The sequence below is a fragment of the Streptomyces sp. Ac-502 genome (genome assembly GCF_045222935.1).
In the GTDB taxonomy this organism is placed as follows: Bacteria; Actinomycetota; Actinomycetes; order Streptomycetales; family Streptomycetaceae; genus Streptomyces; species Streptomyces monomycini.
In genome coordinates, this window is record NZ_JBHFFO010000001.1 from 4,861,807 (window position 1) to 4,887,488 (window position 25,682).

General features: G+C 73.1%; 17 protein-coding genes and 4 pseudogenes. 10 read left to right on the plus strand and 11 right to left on the minus strand.

Annotation, left to right across the window (positions count from 1 at the left end; translation table 11 throughout):
* Nucleotides 1-86: 86 nt before the first annotated feature.
* The 3 genes and pseudogenes from ACEXOX_RS21800 to ACEXOX_RS21810 all read right to left on the minus strand — a co-directional run.
* Nucleotides 87-1,837 (minus strand): annotated as a pseudogene (locus ACEXOX_RS21800) (protein kinase); the annotation flags it as partial.
* A 280-nt stretch (nt 1,838-2,117) separates the two neighbouring features.
* A complete protein-coding gene (locus ACEXOX_RS21805) occupies nt 2,118-4,307 on the minus strand; it encodes a serine/threonine-protein kinase (RefSeq protein ID WP_406526427.1) in 2,190 nt (729 codons plus the stop codon).
* A gap of 689 nt (nt 4,308-4,996) precedes the next feature.
* On the minus strand, nt 4,997-6,703 hold the full coding sequence (locus ACEXOX_RS21810) for a glycerol-3-phosphate dehydrogenase/oxidase (RefSeq protein ID WP_406522677.1): 1,707 nt from the start codon (nt 6,701-6,703) through the stop codon (nt 4,997-4,999).
* 210 nt (nt 6,704-6,913) lie between these two features.
* Between ACEXOX_RS21810 and ACEXOX_RS21815 the strand changes: the two genes are divergently transcribed.
* Together ACEXOX_RS21815 and ACEXOX_RS21820 are read left to right on the plus strand one after the other, a co-directional pair.
* Nucleotides 6,914-8,206 carry a nucleotide sugar dehydrogenase gene (locus tag ACEXOX_RS21815; protein WP_406522678.1) on the plus strand — a complete coding sequence of 431 codons (1,293 nt, stop codon included), beginning with the start codon at nt 6,914-6,916 and terminating at the stop codon, nt 8,204-8,206.
* A 162-nt stretch (nt 8,207-8,368) separates the two neighbouring features.
* Complete coding sequence (locus ACEXOX_RS21820) at nt 8,369-8,896, plus strand: hypothetical protein (protein WP_406522679.1); 528 nt, start codon at nt 8,369-8,371, stop codon at nt 8,894-8,896.
* Nucleotides 8,897-8,972: 76 nt separating this feature from the next.
* Here ACEXOX_RS21820 and ACEXOX_RS21825 read toward each other — a convergent pair whose 3' ends face one another.
* From ACEXOX_RS21825 to ACEXOX_RS21845, 5 genes are all read right to left on the minus strand, one after another.
* Nucleotides 8,973-10,100 carry a GuaB3 family IMP dehydrogenase-related protein gene (locus ACEXOX_RS21825; RefSeq protein WP_406522681.1) on the minus strand — a complete coding sequence of 376 codons (1,128 nt, stop codon included), beginning with the start codon at nt 10,098-10,100 and terminating at the stop codon, nt 8,973-8,975.
* Nucleotides 10,101-10,173: 73 nt separating this feature from the next.
* Nucleotides 10,174-10,434, minus strand: coding sequence for a hypothetical protein (locus ACEXOX_RS21830; RefSeq protein WP_406522682.1), 261 nt, complete (start codon nt 10,432-10,434; stop codon nt 10,174-10,176).
* 49 nt (nt 10,435-10,483) lie between these two features.
* Nucleotides 10,484-11,986, minus strand: coding sequence for an IMP dehydrogenase (gene guaB, locus ACEXOX_RS21835; RefSeq protein WP_406522683.1), 1,503 nt, complete (start codon nt 11,984-11,986; stop codon nt 10,484-10,486).
* A 266-nt stretch (nt 11,987-12,252) separates the two neighbouring features.
* Entirely contained in the window at nt 12,253-12,828 is a 576-nt protein-coding gene (locus ACEXOX_RS21840) for a sigma-70 family RNA polymerase sigma factor (protein ID WP_030022422.1), read from the minus strand.
* A 281-nt stretch (nt 12,829-13,109) separates the two neighbouring features.
* On the minus strand, nt 13,110-13,721 hold the full coding sequence (locus tag ACEXOX_RS21845) for a response regulator transcription factor (RefSeq protein WP_003948568.1): 612 nt from the start codon (nt 13,719-13,721) through the stop codon (nt 13,110-13,112).
* 378 nt (nt 13,722-14,099) lie between these two features.
* Between ACEXOX_RS21845 and ACEXOX_RS21850 the strand changes: the two genes are divergently transcribed.
* Nucleotides 14,100-14,432: a WhiB family transcriptional regulator gene (locus ACEXOX_RS21850; protein ID WP_406522685.1), complete on the plus strand. Its 333-nt coding sequence runs from the start codon at nt 14,100-14,102 to the stop codon at nt 14,430-14,432.
* A gap of 209 nt (nt 14,433-14,641) precedes the next feature.
* Here the strand turns inward: ACEXOX_RS21850 and ACEXOX_RS21855 are convergent, their stop codons facing one another.
* A complete protein-coding gene (locus tag ACEXOX_RS21855; protein WP_406522686.1) occupies nt 14,642-15,553 on the minus strand; it encodes a LysR family transcriptional regulator in 912 nt (303 codons plus the stop codon).
* A gap of 79 nt (nt 15,554-15,632) precedes the next feature.
* Between ACEXOX_RS21855 and ACEXOX_RS21860 the strand changes: the two genes are divergently transcribed.
* Entirely contained in the window at nt 15,633-16,298 is a 666-nt protein-coding gene (locus ACEXOX_RS21860) for an MOSC domain-containing protein (RefSeq protein WP_406522688.1), read from the plus strand.
* Between the two features lie 85 nt (nt 16,299-16,383).
* Complete coding sequence (locus ACEXOX_RS21865; RefSeq protein WP_406522689.1) at nt 16,384-17,157, plus strand: SDR family NAD(P)-dependent oxidoreductase; 774 nt, start codon at nt 16,384-16,386, stop codon at nt 17,155-17,157.
* A gap of 57 nt (nt 17,158-17,214) precedes the next feature.
* On the opposite strand, the gene ACEXOX_RS21870 is transcribed toward ACEXOX_RS21865, so the two are convergent.
* The gene (locus ACEXOX_RS21870) at nt 17,215-18,225 is read right to left on the minus strand and encodes a right-handed parallel beta-helix repeat-containing protein (protein WP_406522691.1); all 1,011 of its coding nucleotides are present in this window, start codon (nt 18,223-18,225) and stop codon (nt 17,215-17,217) included.
* 440 nt (nt 18,226-18,665) lie between these two features.
* On the minus strand, nt 18,666-20,654 hold the full coding sequence (locus ACEXOX_RS21875) for a DUF2264 domain-containing protein (RefSeq protein ID WP_406522692.1): 1,989 nt from the start codon (nt 20,652-20,654) through the stop codon (nt 18,666-18,668).
* 247 nt (nt 20,655-20,901) lie between these two features.
* On the opposite strand from ACEXOX_RS21875, the pseudogene ACEXOX_RS21880 reads away from it, so the two are divergent.
* From ACEXOX_RS21880 to ACEXOX_RS21900, 5 genes and pseudogenes are all read left to right on the plus strand, one after another.
* A pseudogene (locus ACEXOX_RS21880) lies at nt 20,902-21,537 on the plus strand (DeoR family transcriptional regulator); the annotation flags it as partial.
* Nucleotides 21,444-22,244, plus strand: coding sequence for a substrate-binding domain-containing protein (locus ACEXOX_RS21885; RefSeq protein WP_406526428.1), 801 nt, complete (start codon nt 21,444-21,446; stop codon nt 22,242-22,244). The pseudogene ACEXOX_RS21880 and the gene ACEXOX_RS21885, both read left to right, overlap by 94 nt.
* A gap of 200 nt (nt 22,245-22,444) precedes the next feature.
* Nucleotides 22,445-23,764 (plus strand): ABC transporter substrate-binding protein, encoded by a 1,320-nt coding sequence (locus ACEXOX_RS21890; protein ID WP_406522694.1) that lies wholly within the window; start codon nt 22,445-22,447, stop codon nt 23,762-23,764.
* Nucleotides 23,761-24,734 (plus strand): annotated as a pseudogene (locus tag ACEXOX_RS21895) (carbohydrate ABC transporter permease). Before ACEXOX_RS21890 ends, ACEXOX_RS21895 begins: the two are co-directional and overlap by 4 nt.
* Nucleotides 24,734-25,680: pseudogene (locus ACEXOX_RS21900) on the plus strand (carbohydrate ABC transporter permease). Before ACEXOX_RS21895 ends, ACEXOX_RS21900 begins: the two co-directional pseudogenes overlap by 1 nt.
* Nucleotides 25,681-25,682 lie beyond the last annotated feature (2 nt).

Here is a 25,682-nt window from a genome sequence, read left to right on the forward strand (position 1 = left end):
GCCGCGGCCGGGCGCTTGCCCTTCGGCTGCCGCGGCGGCTTGGCCGGGCGCGGCGGCCGGGACTGGCGTGCCTTCTTGTGCCGTCCCTTGCGGACGAGTTCACCCCGGCGCCGGAGGATCGGGAGCCGCCGCGAGTCGGCCGGCCCTTCCAGCGACGGTACGGTCACGACCCGGCTGCCCACCTCGGGCTCCGGCGCGGTACGGATCAGCGACCGCAGCCAGCCGCGCAGTTCCTCGAAGTCCGGGCGGTCGGCGGGGTCCTGCCGCATCAGCGACTCGACGACCGGCCGCAGCGCGCCGCACTCCTCGGCGTACGACGGCGGTTCCGAGCACACCAGCTGCACCAGCTCGGCGGCGCTGTCCTCGGGGTAGGCGGAGTGCCCCTGCACGATCCGGAACAGCAGCGCGCCGACCGCCCACAGGTCGGTGGCGGGGCCGACCGGCGGCGCGAGCTGCCAGTTGGCGTGGACCGGTCCTGCCTGCTCCGGCGCCCAGCGCTCGGTGACCGGGCCGACGACGTTGATCCGTACCTGCCGGGCCCGCTCGGCGGCCAGGGCCGCGCCCGGACGCCCGTAGGCAACGGGCTGGTCCGGACGCTCCGCGTACTCCGCCGGGTGCTCCGACTGCTCCGGACGCTCCGGCTTCTCCGACCGCTCCGACCGCTCCGGATGATTCGATTCCGCACCCCCTTGGACAGGGAGGGGCCGGCCTCCGGCGCCGGGCGCTGCACCGGCAGCGGGTGCGGCACCTGGATACCTCCGGGCCGCGGCCCCGGCCCCGCCCCCGGTCCGGGCAGGCTGCCGCCGTACGTGACGCTGCCCGGCCGCTCCGGCGCGACCGGTGACGTCGGCGCGGCCGGTGACGCCGGCGCGGCCGGTGACGTCGGTGACGTCGGCGCGGTGATGTGGTCCCGGTACGGGCTGAAGTGCGGGTCGGCGGGGTGTGCGGGGTCGGCGGCCGCCGTCGCGTTCTCGCCGGTGGCCGTACGGGCGGCCGCCGCCCGGGTGCCCGCCCGGTAGGCGGCTATCGCCCCGGCCCGGGCCCGGCGCGGGTCCGCTTCGGGTGCGGCGTCCGGCTCCCCGCCACCGCCACCGTCCCCGGTCGTCGCTTCGGGGCCGGCCGGCTCCGACGCCGTCTCACCCGACGCGGCGGCCTGCCCCGGCACCGCCGCACGCTCCTCCGCGTCGGCGCCTTCCCCCGCCCCCGGCACCGGGTCGTACCCGCACAGCGCTTCCTCCGCCGCGCCCGCGGCCAGGCCGGTCAGGATCGCCCGCCCGTCGTCGCACACCAGGACCGTGCGGACGGTGATGTTGCGGTGGGTCCAGCCGTGCGCGTGCAGGGCGCGGAGGGCGGTGAGGATGTCGGCGGCGACCTCCGCCGCCCGGTGCGGGGTGAGGGTGCGTTCGGCGAGGAGTGCGGCGAGCGGGCGGGCGGCGACGCGTTCACTGACGATCCACAGGCTGCCGTCCTGGGCGAAGACGTCGAAGACCTGGTCGAGTTGCGGGTGGTCGGGCAGCCGGGCGGCGGCGGTGGCGGCCTCCAGGGCGCGCCGTACGGCGGGGTCCTGCGGCGTCCGGTCGGCGTCGGACAGCCGGTGTCCGGGACCGTGCCCATGCCCGGGCCCGTATCCGTACCCGCCCGGCGCGGGGCGGCCGCCCGGGCGGCCGGTGTCCAGGAGTTCCGCGTCCACGACTTCGGGCAGCGGCACCTGGCGTACGAGGACCTCCTGCCCGCTGTACGTGTCGAAGGCGCGGGTCTCGGCGAACTCGTACTCGTCCGCCGGCGGCACCGGCAGGCGGTAGCGCTCGGCGAGCACTCTTCCCGCGTACTCGTCCACGACGCCTCCCCAGCGCGCGATGCACACCGCCTGCCCGGTTTTGCCCGGGAGCTCCCGGTTCCACTGGTTACCCCCAGTGGTCAAAACCGGTCGCATTCCCTCCGATTGCGGCTGCGTACGGTCTTCGGGGTCTCACGATACGTGCCGGGAGCGTGGGTTGAGGAGCGCTCCGGCCAACAGTTCCCCCAGGACTTCGCTCGCGCCCTGCGACCGCCGCCACGCACACCGCGTCGGCCTGCGCACCTCCCGGTACGCGGGTCGGCACGCGGGAGGCGGCGGGTCAGTCCTTCACCTGGAAGGTCGCGAACGCGGTGTCCCTCAGCTCACGGCACTCCGCCGCGTCCCAGGCGTCCGCCTTGCAGGTGACCATGATGGCGTAGCCGTGCTGGTCGTCCGCCCGGAAACCGCGGTTGAGCACGCGGACGTCCTGGCCGCTCTGCTTGCGCGTGAACGACCAGTCGGCGACCGTCGGGTATCCCCGCCACTCGATCGGCTTGATGTCGATGCGCCGGTAGTCCTGGACGCTGCCGCGCACGGCGGGCTCCAGGCTGCGCCAAGCGGCCGCGGCGTCGCTGCCGGGCTTGGCGTTGTAGTCGATCTGGACGCGCGGGAAGCCGCCCGACGCGCTGTAGATCGCGCCGGAGTTCTGGCCGGCCGTGTCCGTCTGCTTCCAGCCGGACGGCAGCGCCACGGCGAAGTGGAATCCGGGGTGGGCCACCGTGCCGTAGCCCTGCGGCACCGCCTTGTTTTTGGCGTCACCGCCCGGCTTGCCGTTCTGGCCGTTCCGACCGCTGTCCGGCGTGCCGTCCGCCGGCCGGCCGGGGGTGCCCTCGGCGCCGGCCGGAGCGGAGCCGGCCGTACCGGTGGCCGCCTTGTCGGCGCCCGCCGCCCGGCCGCCGTCCTTCTCGTCGTTCCCGCTGAGCGCGAAGGCCAGCACCGTGCCGAGCACGGCGAGCACCACGACCACGGCGGCGATGACGAGCGTACGGCGGGGTACGACGTCGGTGACGGACGCCCGCGGCGGGCCGGACGGGCGCGCGCCGTCGTCCGTCTTCGGCTCCGGTTTGGCGGCGGCGGCCGCGGCGGCCGCCGCCTTGCGCACCGCCTGGAGCGCGGTCCGTACCTTCTCCTTCGCGCCCTCCGACTCGAAGCCCGTCCGGCCGGCCGAGCCGACCGCCGTCGGCCAGTTCTTCGGCCCGTTCGTCGAGCCGGTCTGCGCCGAAGACTGGCCGGTGGTGCTCCGCGTCGTCGAGGCGGTCGCCGCCTTGGCCCCGGATCCCGTGCCCGTAGCCGTCGTGCCCGTGCCCGTGCCCGTACCCGCGCCCGACCCAGTGCGCGAGCCCGGCCCGGTACGGGAACCGGAGCCCGTACGCGACCCGGTGTCCGTGAGCGGACCGGCCGCCGACGCCGAGCGGGCGGCCGCGCCCGCCCCCGCGCCCGCTTCCGGTGCGCGTCTCTCGGCGTCCTTGCCGCGCTGCTTGGGCTTCCACTGCGGGCGCGGCACCGACGGCTTCGACCGCGCCGTCTCCCGGGCGCGGTCCTTGTCCCGGCCGCGGTCCTTGGCCGGCGCGGCGGATTCCTCGGGGACGACCGGCAGGGCCATCGCGCGCGTCGCGTCCGGAGCGGGCGGTTCCGGTCCGGCGTCCTCCGGCGCGCTGGCCGCGTCCAGGAGCAGCGCCCGCGCCGCCCGGTCGTCGAGCCGCCCCGCCGGGTCCTTGACCAGCAGGCCGTAGATGACCTCTTCCAGCACACCGGCGCTCTTCGGCGGCTCCAGCGGCTCGGTCATCACCGCGGTCAGGGTGGCGATCGCCGACCCCTTGTCGTACGGCGGCACGCCCTCGACACAGGCGTACAGCAGGCCGCCCAGCGACCACAGGTCCGCCGGCGGGCCCGGCTTCTGGCCGCGGGCCCGCTCGGGCGATATGTACGAGGGCGCGCCGACGAGCATGCCGGTGGAGGTCACCGAGGGGTCGCCCTCGACCTGGGCGATGCCGAAGTCGGTGAGCACGACCCGGCCGTCGTCGGACATCAGGACGTTGGAGGGCTTCACGTCGCGGTGCAGGATGCCCTCGCGGTGGGCGGCGTTCAGCACGTCGAGGACGGCGAGGCCGACCTCGGCCGCCCGGCGCGGCGTCAGCGGGCCGTCGTCGCGCACCACCTCGGCGAGCGAGCGGCCCTCGACCAGTTCCATGACGATCCACGGGCGGTCGTCCTCGTCGACCACGTCGTAGACCGTGACCGCGCCGTTGTTGCGGATCCGGGCGATCGCCTTGGCCTCCCGCAGCGTACGGGTGATCAGGCGGCGCTTCTCGTCCTCCTCGACCCCGCCAGGGAAGCGCAGTTCCTTGACCGCGACCGTACGGCCGAGCACCTCGTCCCGTGCGCGCCAGACCGTACCCATTCCGCCCCGGCCGAGGACTTCGGCGAGCCGGTACCGGCCGGCGAGCAGCCTGCCCTCCTTGCCGTCCATCTCGACCTCGTCGCCCACTGAATCCCCTCTGCAATCCAGCCGAGTTGGCATCTCGAACACTTGTCGATCACCAAACTGGCCCAACTCGGACAACCCACCCTGGCGGAGCCTTCATTCTCTCTCATCCGCGCCCGTGGGGAAGGCCAGGGTCTGCGACTCGGCGCCTGTTGCGCACCCGCCATGATGGCCTGTACGGGCGCCGTCCCCGCTGACGAGGGCATCGTCGGCGCGGTGCCGGCGGGCCCCGGGACGGCGGACGGCGGCGGGAAACGCCGGGGAACGGCAGGGACAAGTACGACACCACGACACATCCCCCGCACCTTCCACACCTCACGCACCTCCGACACCACCGGCCTCATCTCCTCCAGCGTCTTCCGCGTCCCTTCCGTCACCCCGTCCGGTTCCGCTCCCCTTCCTTCCACGCCGGCAGCACCCCCTCCGGTTCTCCCCGCGCCGCACGCGCCCCACCCGCCGCACCTTCCTTCGCCTGCTCACCCTCACCGTCACCGGCATCGCCACCGGGTCGCCTTCCGGCCGCCCTCACTCGGGAGGCCACCGGGGCGCCCTCGACAGGCCACCGGGTCCCCCTCGGGACGCCTCCGGACCGCCTCCGGCACCGGGACAGAGTTCTGCCGGGCGGCCCCGACGTGTCGGGGCCGCCCGGCAGAGCAGGCTGCGGCCAGAGACTCCTACAGCGGCACGATGTCCGGCGCCCCCAGCCGTGCCGCGTCGGCGGTCAGGTCGTCCGGCTGCCGCTGCGACTCGCGCTCCGCCTCCACCCGCTTCTCGTAGTGCTGCACCTCGCGGTCGACCTGGTCCGCGTCCCAGCCCAGGACCGGCGCCATCAGCTCCGCGCATTCGCGGGCGCTGCGGGTGCCCCGGTCGAAGGTCTCGATGGAGATACGGGTGCGCCGGGTGAGGACGTCGTCGAGGTGCCGGGCGCCCTCGTGGGTGCAGGCGTAGACGACCTCGGCGCGCAGGTAGTCGTCGGCGGCGGCGAGCGGCTCGCCGAGCCCGGGGTCGGCGAGGACGAGTTCGAAGACCTCGTCGGCCAGGGCGCCGTAACGGTTCAGCAGATGCTCGACGCGCACCACGTGCAGGCCGGTGCGCGCCGCCGTGCGGGCCCGCGCGTTCCACCGCGCCCGGTAACCCTCGGCGCCGACGAGCGGCGTGTCCTCGGTGACGCACTCGGCCACCCGCTGGTCGAGCCCGTGCACCGCCTCGTCCACCGCGTCCTTGGCCATCACCCGGTACGTCGTGTACTTGCCGCCCGCGACCACGACGACCCCCGGCACCGGGTGCGCGACCGTGTGCTCGCGCGACAGTTTGCTGGTCGCGTCCGACTCACCGGCCAGCAGGGGGCGCAGGCCCGCGTAGACGCCCTCGACGTCGTCGCGGGTCAGCGGCGTGGCGAGCACCGAGTTCACGTGCTCCAGCAGGTAGTCGATGTCGGCGCTGGACGCCGCCGGGTGTGCCTTGTCCAGGTCCCAGTCCGTGTCGGTCGTGCCGACGATCCAGTGCCGGCCCCACGGGATGACGAAGAGCACGCTCTTCTCCGTGCGCAGGATCAGTCCGGTCGTCGAGTGGATGCGGTCCTTGGGCACGACCAGGTGGATGCCCTTGGACGCGCGTACGTGGAACTGGCCGCGCTCGCCGATCAGGGCCTGGGTGTCGTCGGTCCACACGCCGGTCGCGTTGACCACCTGGCGCGCCCGTACCTCGTACTCGCCGCCCGCCTCCACGTCCTGCACCCGGGCGCCGACGACGCGTTCGCCCTCGCGCAGGAAGCCGACCACCCTGGCCCGGTTGGCGGCGTCCGCCCCGTACGCGGTCGCGGTGCGGACGAGGTTCATCACGAAGCGGGCGTCGTCCATCTGGGCGTCGTAGTACTGCAACGCGCCGACCAGGGCGTCCTTCTTCAGGCAGGGCGCGACGCGCAGGGCGCGCTTGTGCGAGAGGTGCCGGTGGACGGGCAGGCCGCGGCCGTGCCCGGAGGAGACCGACATGCCGTCGTACAGGGCGACGCCGGAGCCCGCGTACCAGCGCTCCCAGCCCTTGTGGGTGAGCGGGTAGAGGAACGGCACGGGCTTGACCAGGTGCGGCGCGAGCCGTTCCAGCAGCAGCCCGCGTTCCTTCAGGGCTTCCCTGACGAGCGCGAAGTCCAGCATCTCCAGGTACCGCAGTCCGCCGTGGATGAGCTTGCTCGACCGGCTCGACGTGCCCGAGGCCCAGTCGCGGGCCTCGACCAGTCCGGTGTCCAGGCCGCGGGTCGCCGCGTCCAGTGCCGTGCCGGCGCCGACGACTCCGCCGCCGACCACCAAAATGTCCAGCTCCCGTTCCGCCATCCGTGCGAGTGCTTCGGCACGCTGGGCCGGTCCGAGTGTCGCTGTCCTCACCGCTGCCTCCCGCTGTGGTCGGGGCCACACTCCCCGTCCGTCGATTTTGGCCGCGCCACCGGCCCGTATCCACCCTCCGGCGGGCCGGGCAACACCCCGCCGCCCCCGATCCGCCAATCCCCATTCTGGGCCAAATGTCCGCTTAGTCTACTTATGCTCTTATGCTTCACCGCCTCATCCGGAACCGCTCGGGAAGGACGGCAGCCAGCCATGCCCGCAGACCTCGCCGTCATCGGACTAGGCCACATCGGTCTCCCCCTCGCCCAGGCCGCCACCCTCGCCGGCGTCCGCACCATCGGCTACGACCCCGGACCGCCGCCGACGACGGCCGCCCCGGACACGCCCTCGGCCGCGCCCCCGGAAGGGCGCGCGACCCACACCGCACACAGTCCGCTCTCCGCGTCCGAGACCCGCCGGCTGCTCGCGGCCGGCTTCCGCGTCACCGACGACCCCACCGTGCTCGGCCGGGTCCGTACGGCAGTCATCTGCGCCCCCACCCCACTCGGCGCGGACGGCGCCCTCGACCTGACCGCGGTCGCCGACGCCGCACGCGTACTGGCGGCGCGGCTGCGCCCGCACACCACGGTCGTCCTGGAGTCCACCGTCTACCCGGGCACCACCGAGGAATTCCTGCGCCCCCTCCTGGAAGAGGGCTCCGGCCTGACCGCGGGACGCGACTTCCACCTCGCCTGCTCCCCCGCCCGCCACGACCCCGGCAACCGGGCACACCGCTACAGCACCGTCCCGAAGGTCATCGGCGGCCTGACCCCCGCCTGCACGGAGGCCGCGGCGGCGTTCTACGCCCGGCTCACCGACAAGGTCGTCCGCGCGCGCGGCCCGCGCGAGGCGGAGACGGCCAAGCTGCTGGAGACCAACTACCGGCATCTGAACATCGCGCTCATGAACGAGATGGCGGTGCTCTGCCACGACATCGGCGTCGACCTGTGGGACGTCATCCGCTGCGCCGAGACCAAGCCGTTCGGATTCCAGGCGTTCCGCCCCGGCCCGGGGGTCGGCGGGCACACCGCCCCCATCGACCCCAACTACTACTCCTACAAGGGGCGTTCGCTCGGCTACCCGCTGCGCCTGGTCGAGCTGGCGCAGGAGGTCAACAGCCGGATGCCGCGCTACGTCGTACAGCGCAGCGCGACCCTGCTCAACGAGCACGGCAAGTCCGCGCGCGGCGCCCGCGTCCTGCTCCTCGGCGTCACGTACAAGCCGGACACCGGCGACGAGGAAGGCTCCCCGGCCCGCGAAGTCGCCTCCCGGCTCATGGAGTTGGGCGCGCACATCACGTACCACGATCCGTACGTCCATCAGTGGCAGGTCCGCGACCGGCCCGTCCCGCGCGCCGACGCCCTCTACGAGGCGGCTGCCGGGGCCGACCTGACGCTGCTGCTCCAGCACCACCGCACGTACGACCTCCAGGGTCTGGCGGTGAAGGCCCAGCTCCTCCTGGACACCCGGGGGGCGACACCGACGGGGGCCGCGTACCGGCTCTGACCTGCGGGCGCGCGGGCCGCCCAGCGGCCGGCGGGGGACAAATCCATAGTGGACATGTCAGACCGGTCTGTTAATTTGTTCCGGCGCATCGAACGTGTGCGCGTCTACGCCGACCGGTCCCGCGCCCAACGCCACGACGGTCTCCACCTCGGGGGAATCTTCATGAGCCAGTCCATGCCGCCCGCGCCTCAGCAGCCGCAGCAGCCCCACCAGCCGCAGCAGGCTCCGTACGGCGCTCCCGCACCGGGCGGCTTCCCGGCCCCGATGGCCCCGCCGGCCGCCCGCCAGGGCAACGCCGGCCTGGCCGTCGCGCTCGGTGTCGTCACCATGCTGATCGCGGCCGGCGTCTACGGCGCGGTCCTCAAGGCCGTCGACGGCGCCTCGATCGGCTACGCGGCGCTCGCCGTCGGCGCGCTGATCGGCGCCGTCATGGGCAAGGTCGGCGGCCGCAACGCCGCGCTGCCCGTCGTCGGCGCGGTGCTCGGCCTGCTCGGGCTCTACCTCGGCCAGGTCTTCGGCATGGCCCTCCTGACGGCCGACGCCGCGCACGCCACGCTCGGCGAGATCGTCTTCGACCACTTCGACCTGGTCCACGCGGTGTGGAAGGAGTACCTCGGCGCGATCGACGTGGTCTTCTACCTGCTGGCGGCGGCCGGCGGCTTCCAGGTCGCGAAGAAGCTGGGCGCCTGACACCCGCGAGCACGCCGAAGGGCCCGGACCGCACACCTCGTGCGGTCCGGGCCCTTCGGCGTCTGGGCGTCCTGCCTCAGCGGTTGTCGTGCTGCGACGGCGCGACCGTCACCTCGACCCGCTGGAACTCCTTGAGCTCGGAGTAGCCGGTGGTCGCCATCGCCCGGCGCAGCGCGCCGAAGAAGTTCATCGAACCGTCCGGCCTGTTCGAGGGACCGCACAGGATCTCCTCGGTGGTGCCGACCGCACCCAGGTCCATCCGCTTGCCGCGCGGCACGTCCTCGTGCACGGCCTCCATGCCCCAGTGGTGGCCGCGGCCCGGCGCGTCGGTGGCGCGCGCCAGCGGCGAGCCCATCATGACCGCGTCCGCGCCGCAGGCGATGGCCTTGGGCAGGTCGCCGGACCAGCCCACGCCGCCGTCGGCGATGACGTGGACGTAGCGGCCGCCGGACTCGTCCATGTAGTCCCGGCGGGCGGCGGCCACGTCGGCCACCGCGGTCGCCATCGGCACCTGGATGCCGAGCACGTTACGGGTGGTGTGCGCGGCGCCGCCGCCGAAGCCGACGAGCACGCCCGCCGCGCCGGTGCGCATCAGGTGCAGGGCCGCGGTGTACGTGGCGCAGCCGCCGACGATCACCGGGACGTCCAGCTCGTAGATGAACTGCTTCAGGTTCAGCGGCTCGGCGGCCGAGGAGACGTGCTCCGCGGAGACGGTGGTGCCGCGGATCACGAAGATGTCCACGCCCGCGTCCACGACGGCCTTGGAGAACTCGGCCGTGCGCTGCGGCGAGAGCGCGGCGGCGGTGACCACACCGGAGTCGCGCACCTCCTTGATGCGCTGCCCGATCAGCTCTTCCTTGATCGGCGCGGCGTAGATCTCCTGGAGCCGCTTGGTGGCGGCCTCGCCGTCCAGCTCAGCGATCTCCGCGAGCAGCGGCTCCGGGTCCTCGTAGCGCGTCCAGAGCCCTTCCAGGTTCAGTACGCCCAGGCCGCCCAGCTCACCGATGCGGATCGCGGTCTGCGGCGAGACGACCGAGTCCATCGGGGCCGCGAGGAACGGCAGCTCGAAACGGTAGGCATCGATCTGCCAGGCGATCGAGACCTCCTTCGGGTCGCGGGTGCGCCGACTCGGTACGACGGCGATGTCGTCGAAGGCGTACGCCCGGCGGCCGCGCTTGCCGCGCCCGATCTCGATCTCAGTCACGTGTGTGGCCCTTCCATACGATTACGTCCCCAGTATCCCCGACCGGGGACGCTGGGGACGTATCAGGGCTTGATCACTCTTCGTTTTCGAGGAGCACCCGGGAAGTGTCCACCACGTGGACCACGAGGACTATCAGCAAGCCGTCGCCGATGACGTACTCGATCGCGATGTTCTGGGTGAGCGCCAGCGATCGTGTGTTCTCGTCATTGGAGATCGGCACCGACATCTTCGGCCGCGGGTCGTCCGCCAGCTTCTTGAGGCCCCGCTCCAGCAAAGCCCTGCGGTCCTCGGGCAAACTGTCGCGGATCCGGGCCGCGCGTTCGCTGTAACTCACCGAGTACAACATCCGACCCCCTTGAACAGGCGCCGCAAGCCTACCGGCTTCACCGCCGCGCGTAGTTCGGCGCCTCGGTCACCATCTGCACGTCGTGCGGGTGGCTCTCCTTGAGACCCGCGGACGTGATGCGGACGAAGCGGCCCTTGTCCTTCAGCTCCTCGATGCTCGCGGAGCCGACGTAGCCCATGGAGGCGCGCAGGCCGCCGACGAGCTGGTGGGCCACCGAGCCGAGCGGGCCGCGGTAGGGGACCTGGCCCTCGATGCCCTCGGGGACCAGCTTGTCCTCGGAGAGGACGTTGTCCTGGAAGTAGCGGTCCTTGGAGAAGGAGCGCGCCTGGCCGCGGGACTGCATCGCGCCGAGCGAGCCCATGCCGCGGTACGACTTGAACTGCTTGCCGTTGATGAAGACCATCTCGCCCGGCGACTCCTCGCAGCCGGCCAGCAGCGAGCCCAGCATGACCGTGTCGGCGCCGGCCGCGATGGCCTTGGCGATGTCGCCGGAGAACTGCAGGCCGCCGTCGCCGATCAGCGGCACGCCCGCCGCGTTCGCGGCCTGCGCGGCCTCGTAGATCGCGGTGACCTGCGGCACGCCGACACCGGCGACCACACGGGTGGTGCAGATGGAGCCCGGGCCGACACCGACCTTGATGCCGTCGGCACCGGCGTCGATCAGCGCCTGGGCGCCGTCGCGGGTGGCGACGTTGCCGCCGACCACGTCGACGCGGACGTTGGACTTCACCTTGGCGATCATGTCGAGGATGCCGCGGCTGTGGCCGTGCGCGCTGTCCACGACCAGGAAGTCCGCACCGGCCTCGACCAGCGCCTGGGCGCGGTCGAACGCCTCGTCGCCGACGCCCACCGCGGCACCGACGACCAGCCGGCCCTCGGCGTCCTTGGCCGCGTTCGGGTACTTCTCGGCCTTCACGAAGTCCTTGACCGTGATCAGGCCCTTGAGGACGCCCGCGTCGTCGACCAGCGGCAGCTTCTCGATCTTGTGGCGGCGCAGCAGCTCGACGGCGTCCTCGCCGGAGATGCCGACCTTGCCGGTGACCAGCGGCATCGGGGTCATGACCTCGCGCACCTGGCGGCTGCGGTCCAGCTCGAAGGCCATGTCGCGGTTGGTGACGATGCCCAGCAGCTTGCCCGCCGGGTCGGTCACCGGCACCCCGCTGATGCGGAACTTCGCGCAGAGCGTGTCCGCCTCGACGAGGGTGGCGTCCGGGCGGACCGTGATCGGGTCGGTGACCATGCCGGACTCGGAGCGCTTGACCAGGTCGACCTGGTTGGCCTGGTCCTCGATGGACAGGTTGCGGTGCAGCACGCCCGCGCCGCCCTGCCGCGCCATGGCGATCGCCATCCGCGCCTCGGTGACCTTGTCCATCGCGGCGGACAGCAGCGGAATGTTGACCTTCACGTTGCGCGAGACCCGGGACGCCGTGTCGACCGCGTTCGGCAGCACCTCGGAGGCGCCGGGCAGCAGCAGCACGTCGTCATATGTCAGACCGAGCATCGCGAATTTGGCGGGCATTCCGTCGACGTTGTCAGTCATGACACCTTCCCAAATGGTCTTGCCTCAGCGCGGACACCCATGCTAACGGCCACCACAGGCGTCTCATTCCACAACCGGTGAGGAGCGCATCACTTGTACGTTCCTATGAAATGGCCGCGGCACGGACGTACGTTCCTACGGCTGTACGTTTCCTCGACTGTACGTTCCCGCGCGGCGTCCGGCCGCCCCGGCCTCCGCCGGGGCCGGACAGCCCTTCCGCCGGGCACCGGAACACCGCCGGAGCACGCCGCGCCCCGCCGGTCCGGTTACTGCTCGGCCAGCGCCCGCAGCCGGCTCAGCGCCCGGTGCTGCGCGACTCGCACCGCACCCGGCGACATCCCCAGCATCTGCCCGGTCTCCTCGGCCGTCAGCCCGACCGCGACCCGCAGCAGCACCAGCTCACGCTGGTTCTCCGGCAGGTTGGCCAGCAGCTTCTTGGCCCACTCGGCGTCACTGCTGAGCAGCGCCCGCTCCTCCGGGCCCAGCGAGTCGTCCGGCTTCTCGGGCATCTCGTTGGACGGCACGGCCGTGCTGCCGGGGCCGCGCATCGCGGCCCGCTGGAGGTCGGCGACCTTGTGGGCGGCGATGGCGAAGACGAACGCCTCGAACGGCTTTCCGGTGTCCCGGTAGCGCGGCAGCGCGCAGAGCACCGCGACGCAGACCTCCTGCGCCAGGTCCTCCACGAAGTGCCGCGCGTCACCCGGCAGCCGGGACAGCCGGGTGCGGCAGTAGCGCAGCGCGAGGGGATGCACATGGGCCAGCAGGTCGTGGGTGGCCCGGCGATCCCCTTCCACGGCGCGTGCGACGAGATCGCCGATCTCCTGAATCCCGTCATCGCGCATCGGTCCATGGTGCCTTGGCGCGGCGCGATCCGCGGCATCAGGTCCGTACTTGTGCACCGAAGCGTTATGCGCGGCAGGTGCGCCGGCTGTCATCTCCCGCGCCCTCCCCTCGCACCGGATCGGCCCGTCCCCGAGGAACTCCATACCTCAAGGATGCGGCACCGCGCGCCGAACCGGGATTCCGCTCCCGGACCGGCACCTGCGGGACCTCCTGCCACCCCGCCCGCCACGCGGCGGGCGGGGCCCCTCATTCCCCCGCATCGCTGCACGTCACGGCCGTCCTAGCGGACCAGACCCCAGCGGAATCCGAGCGCGACCGCATGGGCCCGGTCGGAGGCGCCGAGCTTCTTGAACAGCCGCCGGGCGTGGGTCTTGACCGTGTCCTCGGAGAGGAACAGCTCACGTCCGATCTCCGCGTTGGAGCGGCCGTGACTCATGCCCTCCAGCACCTGGATCTCGCGCGCGGTGAGCGTCGGCGCGGCACCCATCTCGGCGGACCGCAGCCTGCGCGGCGCGAGCCGCCAGGTGGGGTCCGCGAGCGCCTGGGTGACCGTCGCGCGCAGCTCGGCGCGTGAGGCGTCCTTGTGCAGGTAGCCGCGGGCGCCGGCCGCGACCGCCAGGGCGACCCCGTCCAGATCCTCGGCGACCGTGAGCATGATGATGCGGGCCCCGGGGTCGGCGGAGAGCAGCCGGCGAACCGTCTCGACCCCGCCCAGTCCGGGCATCCGCACGTCCATCAGAATCAGGTCCGAGCGATCGGCGCCCCAGCGGCGGAGGACTTCCTCGCCGTTGGCCGCCGTCGTCACACGCTCTACACCGGGCACGGTCGCGACCGCGCGGCGGAGCGCCTCTCGGGCAAGCGGGGAGTCGTCACAGACGAGGACGGATGTCATGACCGCCCTCCGCAGCTGATGCGCGTCACCTTGAGCCTCCAGGCTGGTACGTATCGTCACCTGAGCGATCGACCGCCTCGGACACCTGCCCGAGACCTACCTCCGCCAACCGCTTCCGCCCTCTCAACGACGGTCACTCGAAAGAGTTACGGGTTGGACAGCCGCCTTCGGCACTCTACGTGAGGGCCCGGACACGCAGAAGATGCACGGCCAAGGAACGCCCCCTTCATGGCTCTATGCCCTATTTGGTGGCTTTTCTTCCATTTTTACGGTGTCTGTGGCTAGATTCGCAATGAGTCATATTTACATCTACTTAGACAGTAGATGTACGGTCGTGAGCACCGAGCCCGAACCGGTATCGCTTCGAGGGGACTAGCAATGGCAGATTTCTCGCGCCTTCCGGGCCCGAACGCAGATCTCTGGGACTGGCAGCTGCTCGCCGCGTGCCGTGGCGTGGACAGTTCCCTCTTCTTCCACCCCGAGGGCGAACGCGGTGCCGCCCGCAGCGCGCGTGAGACCTCGGCGAAAGAGGTGTGCATGCGCTGCCCCGTGCGCGCCCAGTGCGCGGCGCACGCCCTCGCGGTCCGCGAGCCGTACGGGGTGTGGGGCGGGCTGACGGAGGACGAGCGCGAAGAGCTGATGGGCCGGGCGCGGCACCGGCTGGTGCCGGCGACGGCGGCGATGGGGCACCCCGGCGCCGGGGGTCGCTGAGCGCACGGACTGAAGAAACGTTCCTTCGGTAACTTCACCCGATCGGCGCAGTCAGCAGTCGGGCCGAGTTCCCGTTCCCGCCGCCGCGCCGCGCGCCGTCTGCGGCCTGTCGTCTGCCGCCTGCCGCCTGCCGCCTGCCGCCTGCCGCCCCTGGACGCCTCAGCGGCCGTCCCGTCCCCGCCGTCCCGTCCCGCCGCCTCAGCCCCGCCTCAGCCCTCGACCGCGCCCGCCAGCCGCTCGAGCATCGCCTCGACCGCCGGGACCTGGGCGAGGTCCGGCAGGGTGAGCGCCACGACCTCGCGCTGCACGCACGGCTCCATCGCGACCGTACGGACCCCCTTGTGCCGTACCGACTCCAGCGCCAGCTCCGGCAGCACGGCGACGCCCAGACCCGCGCCCACCAGCCCGATCACCGCCGGGTAGTCGTCCGTCGCGAAATCGATGCGCGGCGTGAAGCCGGACCCCTCGCAGACCTCGACCAGGTGCCGCCGGCAGCGCGGGCAGCCCGCGATCCACGGCTCGCCGGCCAGGTCGGCGTAGCCCGCCGTCCCGGCGCCGGCCAGCCGGTGCGTCTCCGGGACCAGGCCCACCAGCCGGTCGACCAGGACCGGCCGGACGACCAGGTCGTCCCACTCCGCCTCGGCGGCGGGGTCCGCGCCGCGCACCTCCGGGTAGCGGAAGGCCAGCGTGATCTCGCAGTCGCCGTTGCGCAGCATCTCGACCGAGCGCGGCGGCTCGGCCTCGACCAGGGAGACGCGGGTGCCGGGGTGGTCGGCGCGCATGGCGGCCAGGGCGGCGGGCACCAGCGTCGAGCTGCCGGAGGGGAAGGAGACCAGCCGTACCCGCCCGGCGCGCAGCCCGGCGATGGCGGCGACCTCCTCCTCGGCGGCGGTCAGCCCGGCCAGGATGCCGGTGGCGTGGCGTACCAGCGCCTCGCCCGCCTGCGTCAGCCGCATCTCGCGGCCCGTACGGATCAGCAGCGGGGTGCCCGCCGACTGTTCGAGGGCCTTCATCTGCTGGCTGACGGCGGGCTGGGTGCAGCCCAGCTCGCGGGCGGCGGCGGAGAAGGAGCCGGTCCGGGAGACGGCGCGCAGCACACGGAGATGACGAGCCTCGATCATGCTTCGAGCATAAGCGGACCTTGGAGCGAGCGGGAAATAATGGCTCGCGACTTTGGCTGGATGCCAGTAGCGTGCCGCCATGAAGCTTCTGTCTGTGAACGTGGGGCGGCCGGGGCCCATGGAGTACCCCGGCGCCACGGGCAGTACGGGCATCGGAAAGCAGCCCGTCGACGGACCGGTGGCGGTCTCCGCGCCCGGCCCCAAGGGGATCGCCGGCAGCGGTCTGGCCGGGGACGCGGTGGTCAATCTCCGACATCACGGCGGCAACGACCAGGCGGTGTACGCGTACGCCCGCGAGGATCTGGACGCCTGGGAGAAGGAGCTGGGCCGTACGCTGCCCGCCGGGATGTTCGGGGAGAACCTCACCACCAGCGGCCTGGACGTGACGCACGCGCTGATCGGCGAACGCTGGCGCGTGGGCCCTCAGCTGCTGCTGGAGGTGACCTCCGCGCGCATCCCCTGCATGACCTTCCAGGGGCGGCTGGGCGAACCGGGGTGGATCAAGCGCTTCACGCGGGCCGGTGCGCCCGGCGCGTACCTGCGGGTCCTGGAGCCGGGCGGGATCCGGGCCGGGGACACGATCACCGTCGAGCACCGCCCGGACCACGACGTGACGATCGCCCTCGCCTTCCGCGGCATGACCACGGGGCGCGAGATGCTGCCGCGGCTCCTGGAGGCGGGGGCGGCACTCCACCCCGAGCTGCGCGAATGGGCGCTCAAGTACATCCGCGCACAAGAGGCTTGAACCCGGCCGAACGGGGCGCCCGTACCCCGGCCGGCGGGTACCGGCCGGGGCGAGTGGCGTACGCGGATGCGGATAGCGTGCCCGTATGACGACTGCATTGATTACGGGAGCGACGGCGGGCATCGGCGCCGCCTTCGCCCGCCGGCTGGCGGGCGACGGCCACAACCTGGTGCTCGTGGCGCGCAACGAGAAGCGGCTGCGCGAGCAGGCCACCGAGCTGCACGACCGGCACGGCGTCGAGGTGTCCGTGCTGGTCGCCGACCTGGCGACGGAGGACGGCATCGCCGCGGTCGAGCAGCGGCTCGGCGACCGCACCCATCCGGTGGACCTGCTGGTCAACAACGCGGGCTTCGGCAACAAGGGCGAGTTCCTGGACGTGCCGATGGCCGACGAGCTGAAGATGCTCAAGGTGCACTGCGAGGCGGTGCTGCGGCTGACGTCGGAGGCGCTGAAGGGGATGCGCGAGCGGCGCCGCGGCGGGGTCGTCAACGTGGCCTCGGTGGCCGCGTTCGTGCCGCGCGGCACGTACGGGGCGAGCAAGGCGTGGGTCGTGCAGTTCACCCAGGGCGCCGCCCGTGACCTGGCGGGCAGCAACGTACGGCTGATGGCGCTGTGCCCGGGCTTCGTGCGGACCGAGTTCCACGAGCGGGCCGGAATGGGGACGGACAGCATCCCCGACTGGATGTGGCTGGACGCCGACAAGCTGGTGGCCGCCGCGATGAAGGACCTCGCGCGCGGCAAGTCGCTGTCCATCCCGGACCCGCGCTACAAGGCGCTGATGGGCGTGGCGAAGCTGGCGCCGCGCAACCTGCTCGGCGGGATCACGTCGAAGACGGGACGCAAGTACGGGCCGCAGTGACGCGGTGCGGTACGGGCCGTGGGTGAGGCGCCCTCGGCCCGTACCGTCCTGGAGTCGTCAGCGGACGCCGGGGCCCTCGTAAGCGCCGATGGTGGGGGCTCCGGCGGGCAGCGGTGTGCCGAAGTAGTCGCGGCCGCCGTTGCCCGCGACGTGCCGTCCGGCGGCGTGGGCAGGTGACCCGGCGGTGAGACGGAAATCGTCGCGCAGTCCGGGGGCGGCCGTGGTGCCGCCGGGGTTGGCGGGCAGGTGCGCCGGTGGCAGGCCGTGGAAGACGTTGTGGTCGAAGCGCAGGCCGGGTGTGGGGTTCTTGAGGGCGTAGCCGCCCTGTCCGCGGCTGACGAAGATGTTGTAGCGGACGGTGGTGCCGACGGTCTTGGCGCCGCTGTACGGGCACAGCAGCAGGAAGCCGCCCGCGTTGTCGTGGCTGTTGTTGTACTGGAACACCGTGTTTTGGGAGGCGCCGTCCGCGTCGAAGGACATGCCGTCGTGTGTGTTGCCACCGCCGGAGACCTCGTTGAACTGGACGAGGGTGTCGTCCGTGTTGAACGTCCAGACTCCCGCGTTGGCCGAGGGCGAGCGGAGCTGGAAGCCGTCCACGCGGTTGTGCTCGACGACGGCGCCCGCCGTGGTGTCCAGCTTGATGCCGTCGCCCGCCAGTGACCTGAGGGTGTTGTGGTGGACGCGGACCCGGGTGCTCGGGGTCCAGGCGCCGGGGTAGGTGTGCGGGTCCTGCTGGTTGCCGACGAGGGGGCGCCGGGACCAGGTGGACTTGAAGTACACGCCCTCCCGGTCGACGTCCTCGATACGGTTCCCGGCGATCTCCAGCCCGTCGTAGCGGCTGGGCCGCGCGGTGCCCTCCACCGCGACGTGGACACCGCTGGATCCGGTCAGGGTCTTGGCGTCGCCACCGCGTACGCCGTGCACGTACAGCCCGGTGACCGCGATACCGCGGGCGGTGCCGTAGTCGGTCAGGCGCAGCCGTACGCCGTTGCGTTCGCTGCCGGGGCGCGCCGCGTTGACGATTTCCAGCGCGCTGAGCCGTACGTACCGCGTGTTGGCCAGCAGCACGGTGTCGTGGGCGCCGGCGCCGTCCAGTCGGGCACGGGCGGCGGCGCTCCCGTAGTCGGCGATGGTGAAGGGTGCGGCGGCGGAGCCCTCGCCCCTGGGAGCGAGGGTGCCGGTGCAGGTACTGCCGCGGCGGAACAGCAGGCGGTCGCCGGGGCCGTACGGCTGGGCGTTGGCCTGGGCCAGGGAGGACCAGGGGCGGGCGCGCGAGCCGTCGCCCCCGGCGGGCGCGGCGCAGTCGACGTGGAAGACGTGGCCTGCCGAAGCGGAGGGGTGGTCGGCGGCGCGCGCGCCGGGGCTGTGACGAGCGTGAGCGCGGCGGACAGGGCGAGCACGGTGGGTATCGCGCGCGCGGCGGCGCGCGGTCCGGGTCTCATGGTGCGGTTCCTGGTCCGGTACCTGTTCCGCTTCCTGGTCCGGGTCTCATGGTCCGTGGGCCTCCGTTATGGGGCGGTGGCGGTGTCCGCGGTCAGGGTCAGGGCGCTGGTGGTGCCGTCCTTCCAGGTCACGTGGATGTCGTGGGAGCCGCTGAGCCGGACCTCGGCCAGGGTGCGGGCCGGTTCCGGGCCGGACTCGGCGGTGAGCGAGGCGATCGAGACGAACAGGGCGCCTTCGGGGGCGTCCGGCACCGTGCCGTCGAGGCAGGCGGTGCTGGTGTGCTCCCCGAAGGGCGTGCTGCCGGTCGGCACGGTCCGCGGCTGACCGGCGTCCTTCGTGAAGCCGTGGACGGCGTGCAGCTGGGCGGCCGGTCCGTCGTCCGGGACGGCCCAGCCGGTCTGCCGTACGGGGGTGCCGGGCGCGGCCCCGGTGACGAGGTGGACGCGCACCTCGGCGCGGCCGTGTGCCAGGGTCGCGGACAGGACCCGTACTCCGGCGAGTTCGGAGCCGTCCGCGCGGCGCGGGGTGTGCGCCGAGGCGGCCCAGCCGGGGCCTCCGCCCAGCGGTTCGACCGGGCCGCGGCCGGTGGGTGTGCCGTCCACGAGCAGCGCGAAGTGGTTGTCCGGGGTCGCGACGGGGGTGGTGTCGGAGCCGGGGTTAGCCGCCGTGTCCACGACCGCCACGGTCTCTTCCGCGGCCGACGGCCCCGTACGCGTCGAGTAGGCGAACCGCGCGTAGTTCGGGTCGGCCGGGCCGAAGACCGAGGAGCTGCCGTGGTTGTGCAGCCTGACCAGCCCGTCGGCCGCCGTGGACTGCACGAGCAGGCCGGGCGCGCGCAGCGTGGTGACGGCGTCCTCGGTCTCGGCGGGCAGCGGTTCCTCGCGCTCGGTCCAGGCGGGGTGGCCGTCCGGCAGCAGCAGGCCGAGCAGCCCCTTGGACGCCCAGTACGGGGAGGCGGGCCCCGAGTAGCCCTGGAGCATCGGCGCGTACGGGCCGTACCAGCCGAGCGGCAGGAGGCCCTCGTCCGTCACCGCGCCGTGGTCGATGAAGTGCCGCAGGGTGCCGGAGGCGAGGCGGCGGGTGGCGCCGGGGGTGAGCGGGGTGTGGCCGGTGAGGGCGCCGAGCCAGGGCGCGGCGAGGGTGGCGAAGCGGTAGGTGAGGGAGCGGCCGAAGGGCATCGGCGCGCCGTTGGCGTCGAACATGCGGCGGTAGCCGTCGAGGTGGGCGCGCAGCCGCTCGCCGTAGGTGTCGAGCAGCGCGCGGTCGCCGGAGAGATGGGCGTGCAGGACGGGATAGAAATGCAGCGCCCAGCCGTTGTAGTGGTCGAACGCCTGGTTGTCGCCGTCGCTGTACCACCCCTCGCCCCGGTACCAGCCGTCGATGCGCTCCAGCGCGCGGTCGACGGACGCCTGCGCGCGTTCCGTCTCGACGCCCGCGTCGAGGAGGAAACCACCGACGGTCAGGCCGAACAGCCACCAGTTGTTGTCGATGGGCGGCGGGTCGAGGGCGGGCAGCAGCCAGTCCACGGCCCGGGTGCGGACCTCGTCGTCCAGGGTGTCCCAGAGCCAGGGGCGGGTCAGCCGCAGGCCGAGGGCGATGGAGGCGGACTCGACGATGGCCTGCCGGGTGTCCGGGATGACCGGCCAGGCGTCGGGGTGCTTGCCGTCGAGCCCGGGTTCGGTCACCGGGTGCCCGGTGCCCGCGGCGAGCCCTTCGCCGTACCGCGCCAGGTAGCCGTGCGGGTCCTGGCCACCGCTGCCGGCCACCCGGAAGGCGGCCGCGAGGAAGGTGCGCGCGTAGCCTTCGAGGCCGTCCGAGCGCGGTCCCGACCAACTGGGGCGGGCGCCCGGGAGGTTGATGAGGCCGTTCCGGGGCGACGCGTACGGGACGACCGCTTGCAGGAGGCTGTCGGCCGTGGCCTCCCAGTGCGCACGGGTCCAGCCGGTGTACGGGCTGCGCTCGCGGTCCTCCGGCGGAAGGGCACCGAACTTCCGGCCGGCGGGCTGAACGGGCTGTGAGGGCTGGGCGGGCTGCGGGGGCTGGGGCACGGTCATGAGCGCTTCCCTTACGGTCGTCGACCCCAGGAATCCTCAACTCGCCACGATCGAACGTCAAGAGCGCCTGATCGAACGACCGTTTACTGGGCGGCTCGATCACGCTGGACTAGGGTGCGTCTTCACCTTTTCACCCTGGAGACGGGCCGGGACCGGGGCCGGACCGTGACCGGAGCCGGGGCCGGGACCGGCCGCCGTCCCGGCCGTCACCGGTCCGGGTCCACCACACCGCGAGGGGGCTGCCGCCGTGCGCGAGCGTGCCGCACAACGTCATGACCGCCTGCTGTCCTTGGTACGGCGACGCGGCACGGCCCGCGTCACCGACCTGGCCGACCAGCTCGGCGTCTCGCCCGTCACCGTACGGCGCGACGTCGAGACGCTGACCGGCAAGGGCCTGCTCGACCGGGTGCACGGCGCGGTGTCCTGGCCCCGGCGGCACGACCGCGCCGCCGACGGCCGCGCGCCCGCCGCCGAGGGGCCGGTGCTGGGCCTGCTGGCGCCCTCGGCCACGTACTACTTCGCCGACGTGATCCGCGGCGCCCACGAGGCCGCGGCGCGGGCCGGGGCCCGGCTGGTCCTGCGGATATCCGGCTACCGGCCCGAGGAGGACCCGGCGCGCGCCGCGGGGCTGCTGTCCGCCGGGGCCGAAGGACTGCTCGTCGCGCCGGGCTGGCGCGGGCCGGGCGACCCGGCCGAGTACGGCGGCTGGGTCGCCGAACTCCCCGTACCCGTCGTGCTGTTGGAGCGCAGCGTGCCGCCGGACAGCCCACTGGCGGGGCTGGACCGGGTGTGCTCGGACCACGGCCACGGGGTGCTGCTCGCGCTGCGCCACCTGTTCGCGCGGGGGCACCCCGCGCCGCTGCTGGTGGCCCGCGCCGACAGCCCGACGGCGCTCGCCGTGCGCGAGGGGTACGACGCGGCGCTGCGCGCCCTCGGCGTGCCGCGGCCGCGGCCGGCGATCGGGTCGGTGCCCGCCGAACTGGACCCGGCGGGCTTCGAGCGGGCCGTGCGGGAGCTGCGGGCGGCGGTGGCCTCGGGGAGGCGACGGCGGCGCTGGTGCACAACGACGTGGACGCGATCCAGATCGTGCAGCGGCTCGCGGAACTGGGCGTACGGGTGCCGCGCGACCTGGCGCTGGTCGCGTACGACGACGAGGTGGCGGCGCTGGCGGACACACCGCTGACCGCCGTGGCGCCGCCCAAGCGGGAGGTGGGGCGGCAGGCCGCCGACCTGCTGATGCACCGGCTGCGCGAGCGGGGCGTCGGGGCCGGGGCCGGGGCGGCAGGCGGCGGGGAGCCGGGCGGGGAAGGTCCCAAAGGTCTCGGAGGTCTCGGAGGTCCCGAAGGTCTCGGAGGTCTCGGAGGTCTCGGAGGTCTCGGAGAGCCGGGGCCGCGGCGCCACCTCACCCTGCTGCCGACCCTGCGGGTCCGCGCTTCGTGCGGGGCGGGGAGCGGTGCGGGGGCGGCGGGGGCGGGAAGCGGTGCGGGGGCGGGAAGCGGCACAGCCGCCGATACGGGAAGCGGTGCGGAAGCGGGTGCCGGAAGCGGTGCGGGGGCAGACGAGGGCGGCGACGGCTCCCGCACCGCCTGACCGCCACCGCTCCACCCGCTCCACCCCGCCTGACCGCCCCCGCCGTCCGGCCCCCGGACGCCGCACCCGCCTCCCCCATCCTGTTCTTTTTTCGATCAATCAATCTTTCGCTCTTGACTTCGCTCAAGGCCGGCCCAAGGATCGCGGATCGCGGCCATCACCTTCGCGCCGCGCCCTCCCTCATGCTCAGGAGCCGCGCCATGAGCCCAAGTTGGAGCAGGACGACGCTCGCGCTGGCCGGCGGCCTCACCGCCCTGGCCCTGCTGACGGCCTGCGGCGGCGGTGGCGCCGCCGGGAGCGAGGGCACCGTCACCCTCACGTACTGGGGCTGGACCAAGGGCACGCGACAGGCCGTGGACGCGTTCAACGCCACCCACCGCGACACGAAGGTACGGTTCGAGGAGATCCCCTCGGGCACCGCGGGCGGGTACGCCAAGATCTCCAACGCGGTCAAGGCGGGCAACGCGCCCGACCTGGTCAGCGTCGAGTACCCGACGCTCCCCGAGTTCGTCAGCCAGGGCGCCGTCAAGGACATCACCCCGTACGTGACGCCCGAGCTGAAGCGGAAGCTGCTGCCGCAGGCCGTCCGGCTCACCACCCTCGGCGGCCGGAACTGGGCCGTCCCCTTCGACGCCGCGCCGCAGGTCTACTACTACCGCAAGGACTTCTTCACCCGGCACAAGATCGAGGTGCCGCGGACCTGGGACGCCTTCCGCTCCGCTGCCGCCGCCGTACGGAGGGCCGACCCGAGGGCGCGCGTCGGCACCTTCTTCCCCGACGACCCGACCACCTTCGAGGCGATGGCCTGGCAGGCCGGCGCGCACTGGTTCGCCACCCAGGGCGACTCCTGGAAGCTGGACACGACCGACCCGGCGACCAGGAAGGTCACCGACTACTGGCAGGGCCTTCTCAAGGACGGCCTGGTGCACACCCACGTCTCCTTCAGCCCCGGGTGGACCAACTCGCTCAAGAGCGGCGCCACCGTCGGCTACCTCGGCGCCTCCTGGGGCGCGGGCGTCCTGAAGGGCACCCTGCCCGACCAGAGCGGCAAGTGGGCCGCGGCGCCCGTGCCGAGCTGGGACGGCCGACCCGCCAGCGGCATGCTCGGCGGCTCCACGACCGCCGTGACCAAGAGCAGCCGCCACGCCGAGGCCGCGGTACGGTTCGCGACCTGGCTGTCCACCTCCGCCGACGCGGTCCGGGCCCGGGTCGCCTCCGGCGAGTCCAGCGCCTACCCGGCCGCCGCGGCGCTGCGCCCGGTCGCCCGGCGGGCGTTCGACACCCGCTACTACGGCGGCCAGGACGTCTACGCCCTCTTCGACGCCGCGGCCGCCTCGGTCGACGGGAAGTGGGGCTGGGGCCCGGCCACCAGCACCACCAACACCACGCTCAAGGACGAGTTCGGCAAGGTCGCGGGCGCGGGCGGCGGCACGGGCTCGCTCGCCGCCGCCGTGCGCGCCGGCAGCGACGCGACGGTACGCGAACTGAGGAAGCGCGGCCTGAAGGTCATGGGCCGGTGAACGCCAAGACGCGGGCCGTCACCGTCCTGCTCACCCCCTTCTTCGCCCTGTTCGCCGTGGTCATGGTCCTCCCGGTCGGGTACGCGGTCTGGCTCAGCCTCTTCACCGAGCAGCAGTCCGGCCTCGGCTTCGGCGGTACGCGCACGGTCTTCAGCGGACTCGGCAACTACGCGGCGGCGCTCGGCGACCACGCCTTCCGCGACGGCTTCCTCGTCCTGCTCGGCTACTGCGCCCTCTACCTCCCCTCCTGCTGGCCGGTGCGCTGACACTGGCCCTGCTCCTGGACTCCGCCCTCGCCCGCGCCCGGCGCTTCTTCCAGCTCGCCCTCTTCCTGCCGCACGCCGTGCCCGGCATCATCGCCGCCCTGATCTGGGTCTACCTCTACACGCCCCAGCTCAGCCCGGTCGTCGCCGCGCTGGAGTCCGGCGGCACCGGCGCCGGCTTCCTGTCCCCCGCCGGGGCGCTGCCCTCGGTCGTCAACATCGCCCTGTGGGAGTGGCTCGGCTACAACATGGTCATCTTCTACGCCGCCCTCCAGGCCGTGGACCGCTCGGTGATCGAGGCCGCGACGGTGGACGGCGCGGGCGCCTGGCGCGTCGCGACCGGTATCAAGATCCCCCTCATCCGCTCCTCCCTCGTCATGGTGGCCCTCTTCACCGTCATCGGCTCGCTCCAGCTCTTCACCGAGCCGCTGATCCTCAACCAGGGCTCCGGCTCCGCCGTCACCTCCTCCTGGACGCCGAACATGTACGCCTACACCGCCGCCTTCGCCCGCAACGACTACGGCCTCGCGGCCGCCTCCTCCGTCCTGCTCGCCCTCGTCGCCGCGCTGCTGTCCTTCGCCGTCACCCGCCTCTCCGGCCGGTCCGCCCGGCCCGGCCGCCGCCGCCTGCCGGACGCTCCCTGTACCCCGCTCACTCACCCGGACGCGTCCCCTGCCCCGCTCGCCCACCCGAAGGGCAGGCCCTGATGGCGCCCCCGCCCCGCACCGCCGTCACCGGCCCGGGCCCGACGGCCCCCGCCCCCGTACCCGTACGCCCGTCCCGCGCCCCGTCCGTACGCGCCGCCGGCCGCCGGCCGCGCAGCCGCTGGCTGTCCCCCGCCGCCGTCAACGCGGCCCTCGGCCTCGCCGTCCTCTACACGCTCCTCCCCCTCGTCTGGCTGGTCACCGCCGCCACCAAGGACGCGGGCGGCCTGCTGGCCGGGGACGCCCTGTCCTTCGAGGGCTTCGACCTGGCCGGCAACCTCTCCCGCCTCGCCTCGGAGGGCGACGGCATCTACTTCCGGTGGTACGCCAACAGCCTGCTCTACGCGGGCGTCGGCGCCGCGCTCGGCGCCCTGATCTGCGTGGCCGCCGGTTACGCCTTCGACAAGTACCGGTTCCCGGGCAAGGAGAAGCTGTTCGGAGTCGTCCTGCTCGGCGTGCTGGTCCCCACCACGGCGCTGGCCCTCCCCTCTATCTGCTGGCCAGCCGGACCGGCCTGGTCAACACCTACTGGTCGGTGCTGGTTCCCGTACTCGTCAACCCGTTCGGCGTATACCTGGCGCGGGTCTTCAGCGCCGGCTACATCCCGGACGAGGCGCTGGAAGCGGCCCGTATCGACGGCGCGGGCGAGCTGCGCGTCTTCTGGTCCATCGGCCTGCGTATGGTCGCGCCGGGCCTGGTGACCGTCTTCCTCTTCCAGTTCACCGCGATCTGGAACAACTTCTTCCTCCCCCTCGTGATGCTCTCCGACCAGCGGCTCTTCCCCGTGAGCCTCGGCCTGTACGCCTGGAACGGCAACGCGCACGGCGAGCCGTCCTTCTACCCCCTCGTCGTCACCGGCTCCCTCCTCGCCGTCCTGCCGCTGATCATCGCCTTCGTGACCCTCCAGCGGCACTGGAAGGCCGGACTCGCCGCCGGAAGCGTCAAATGACG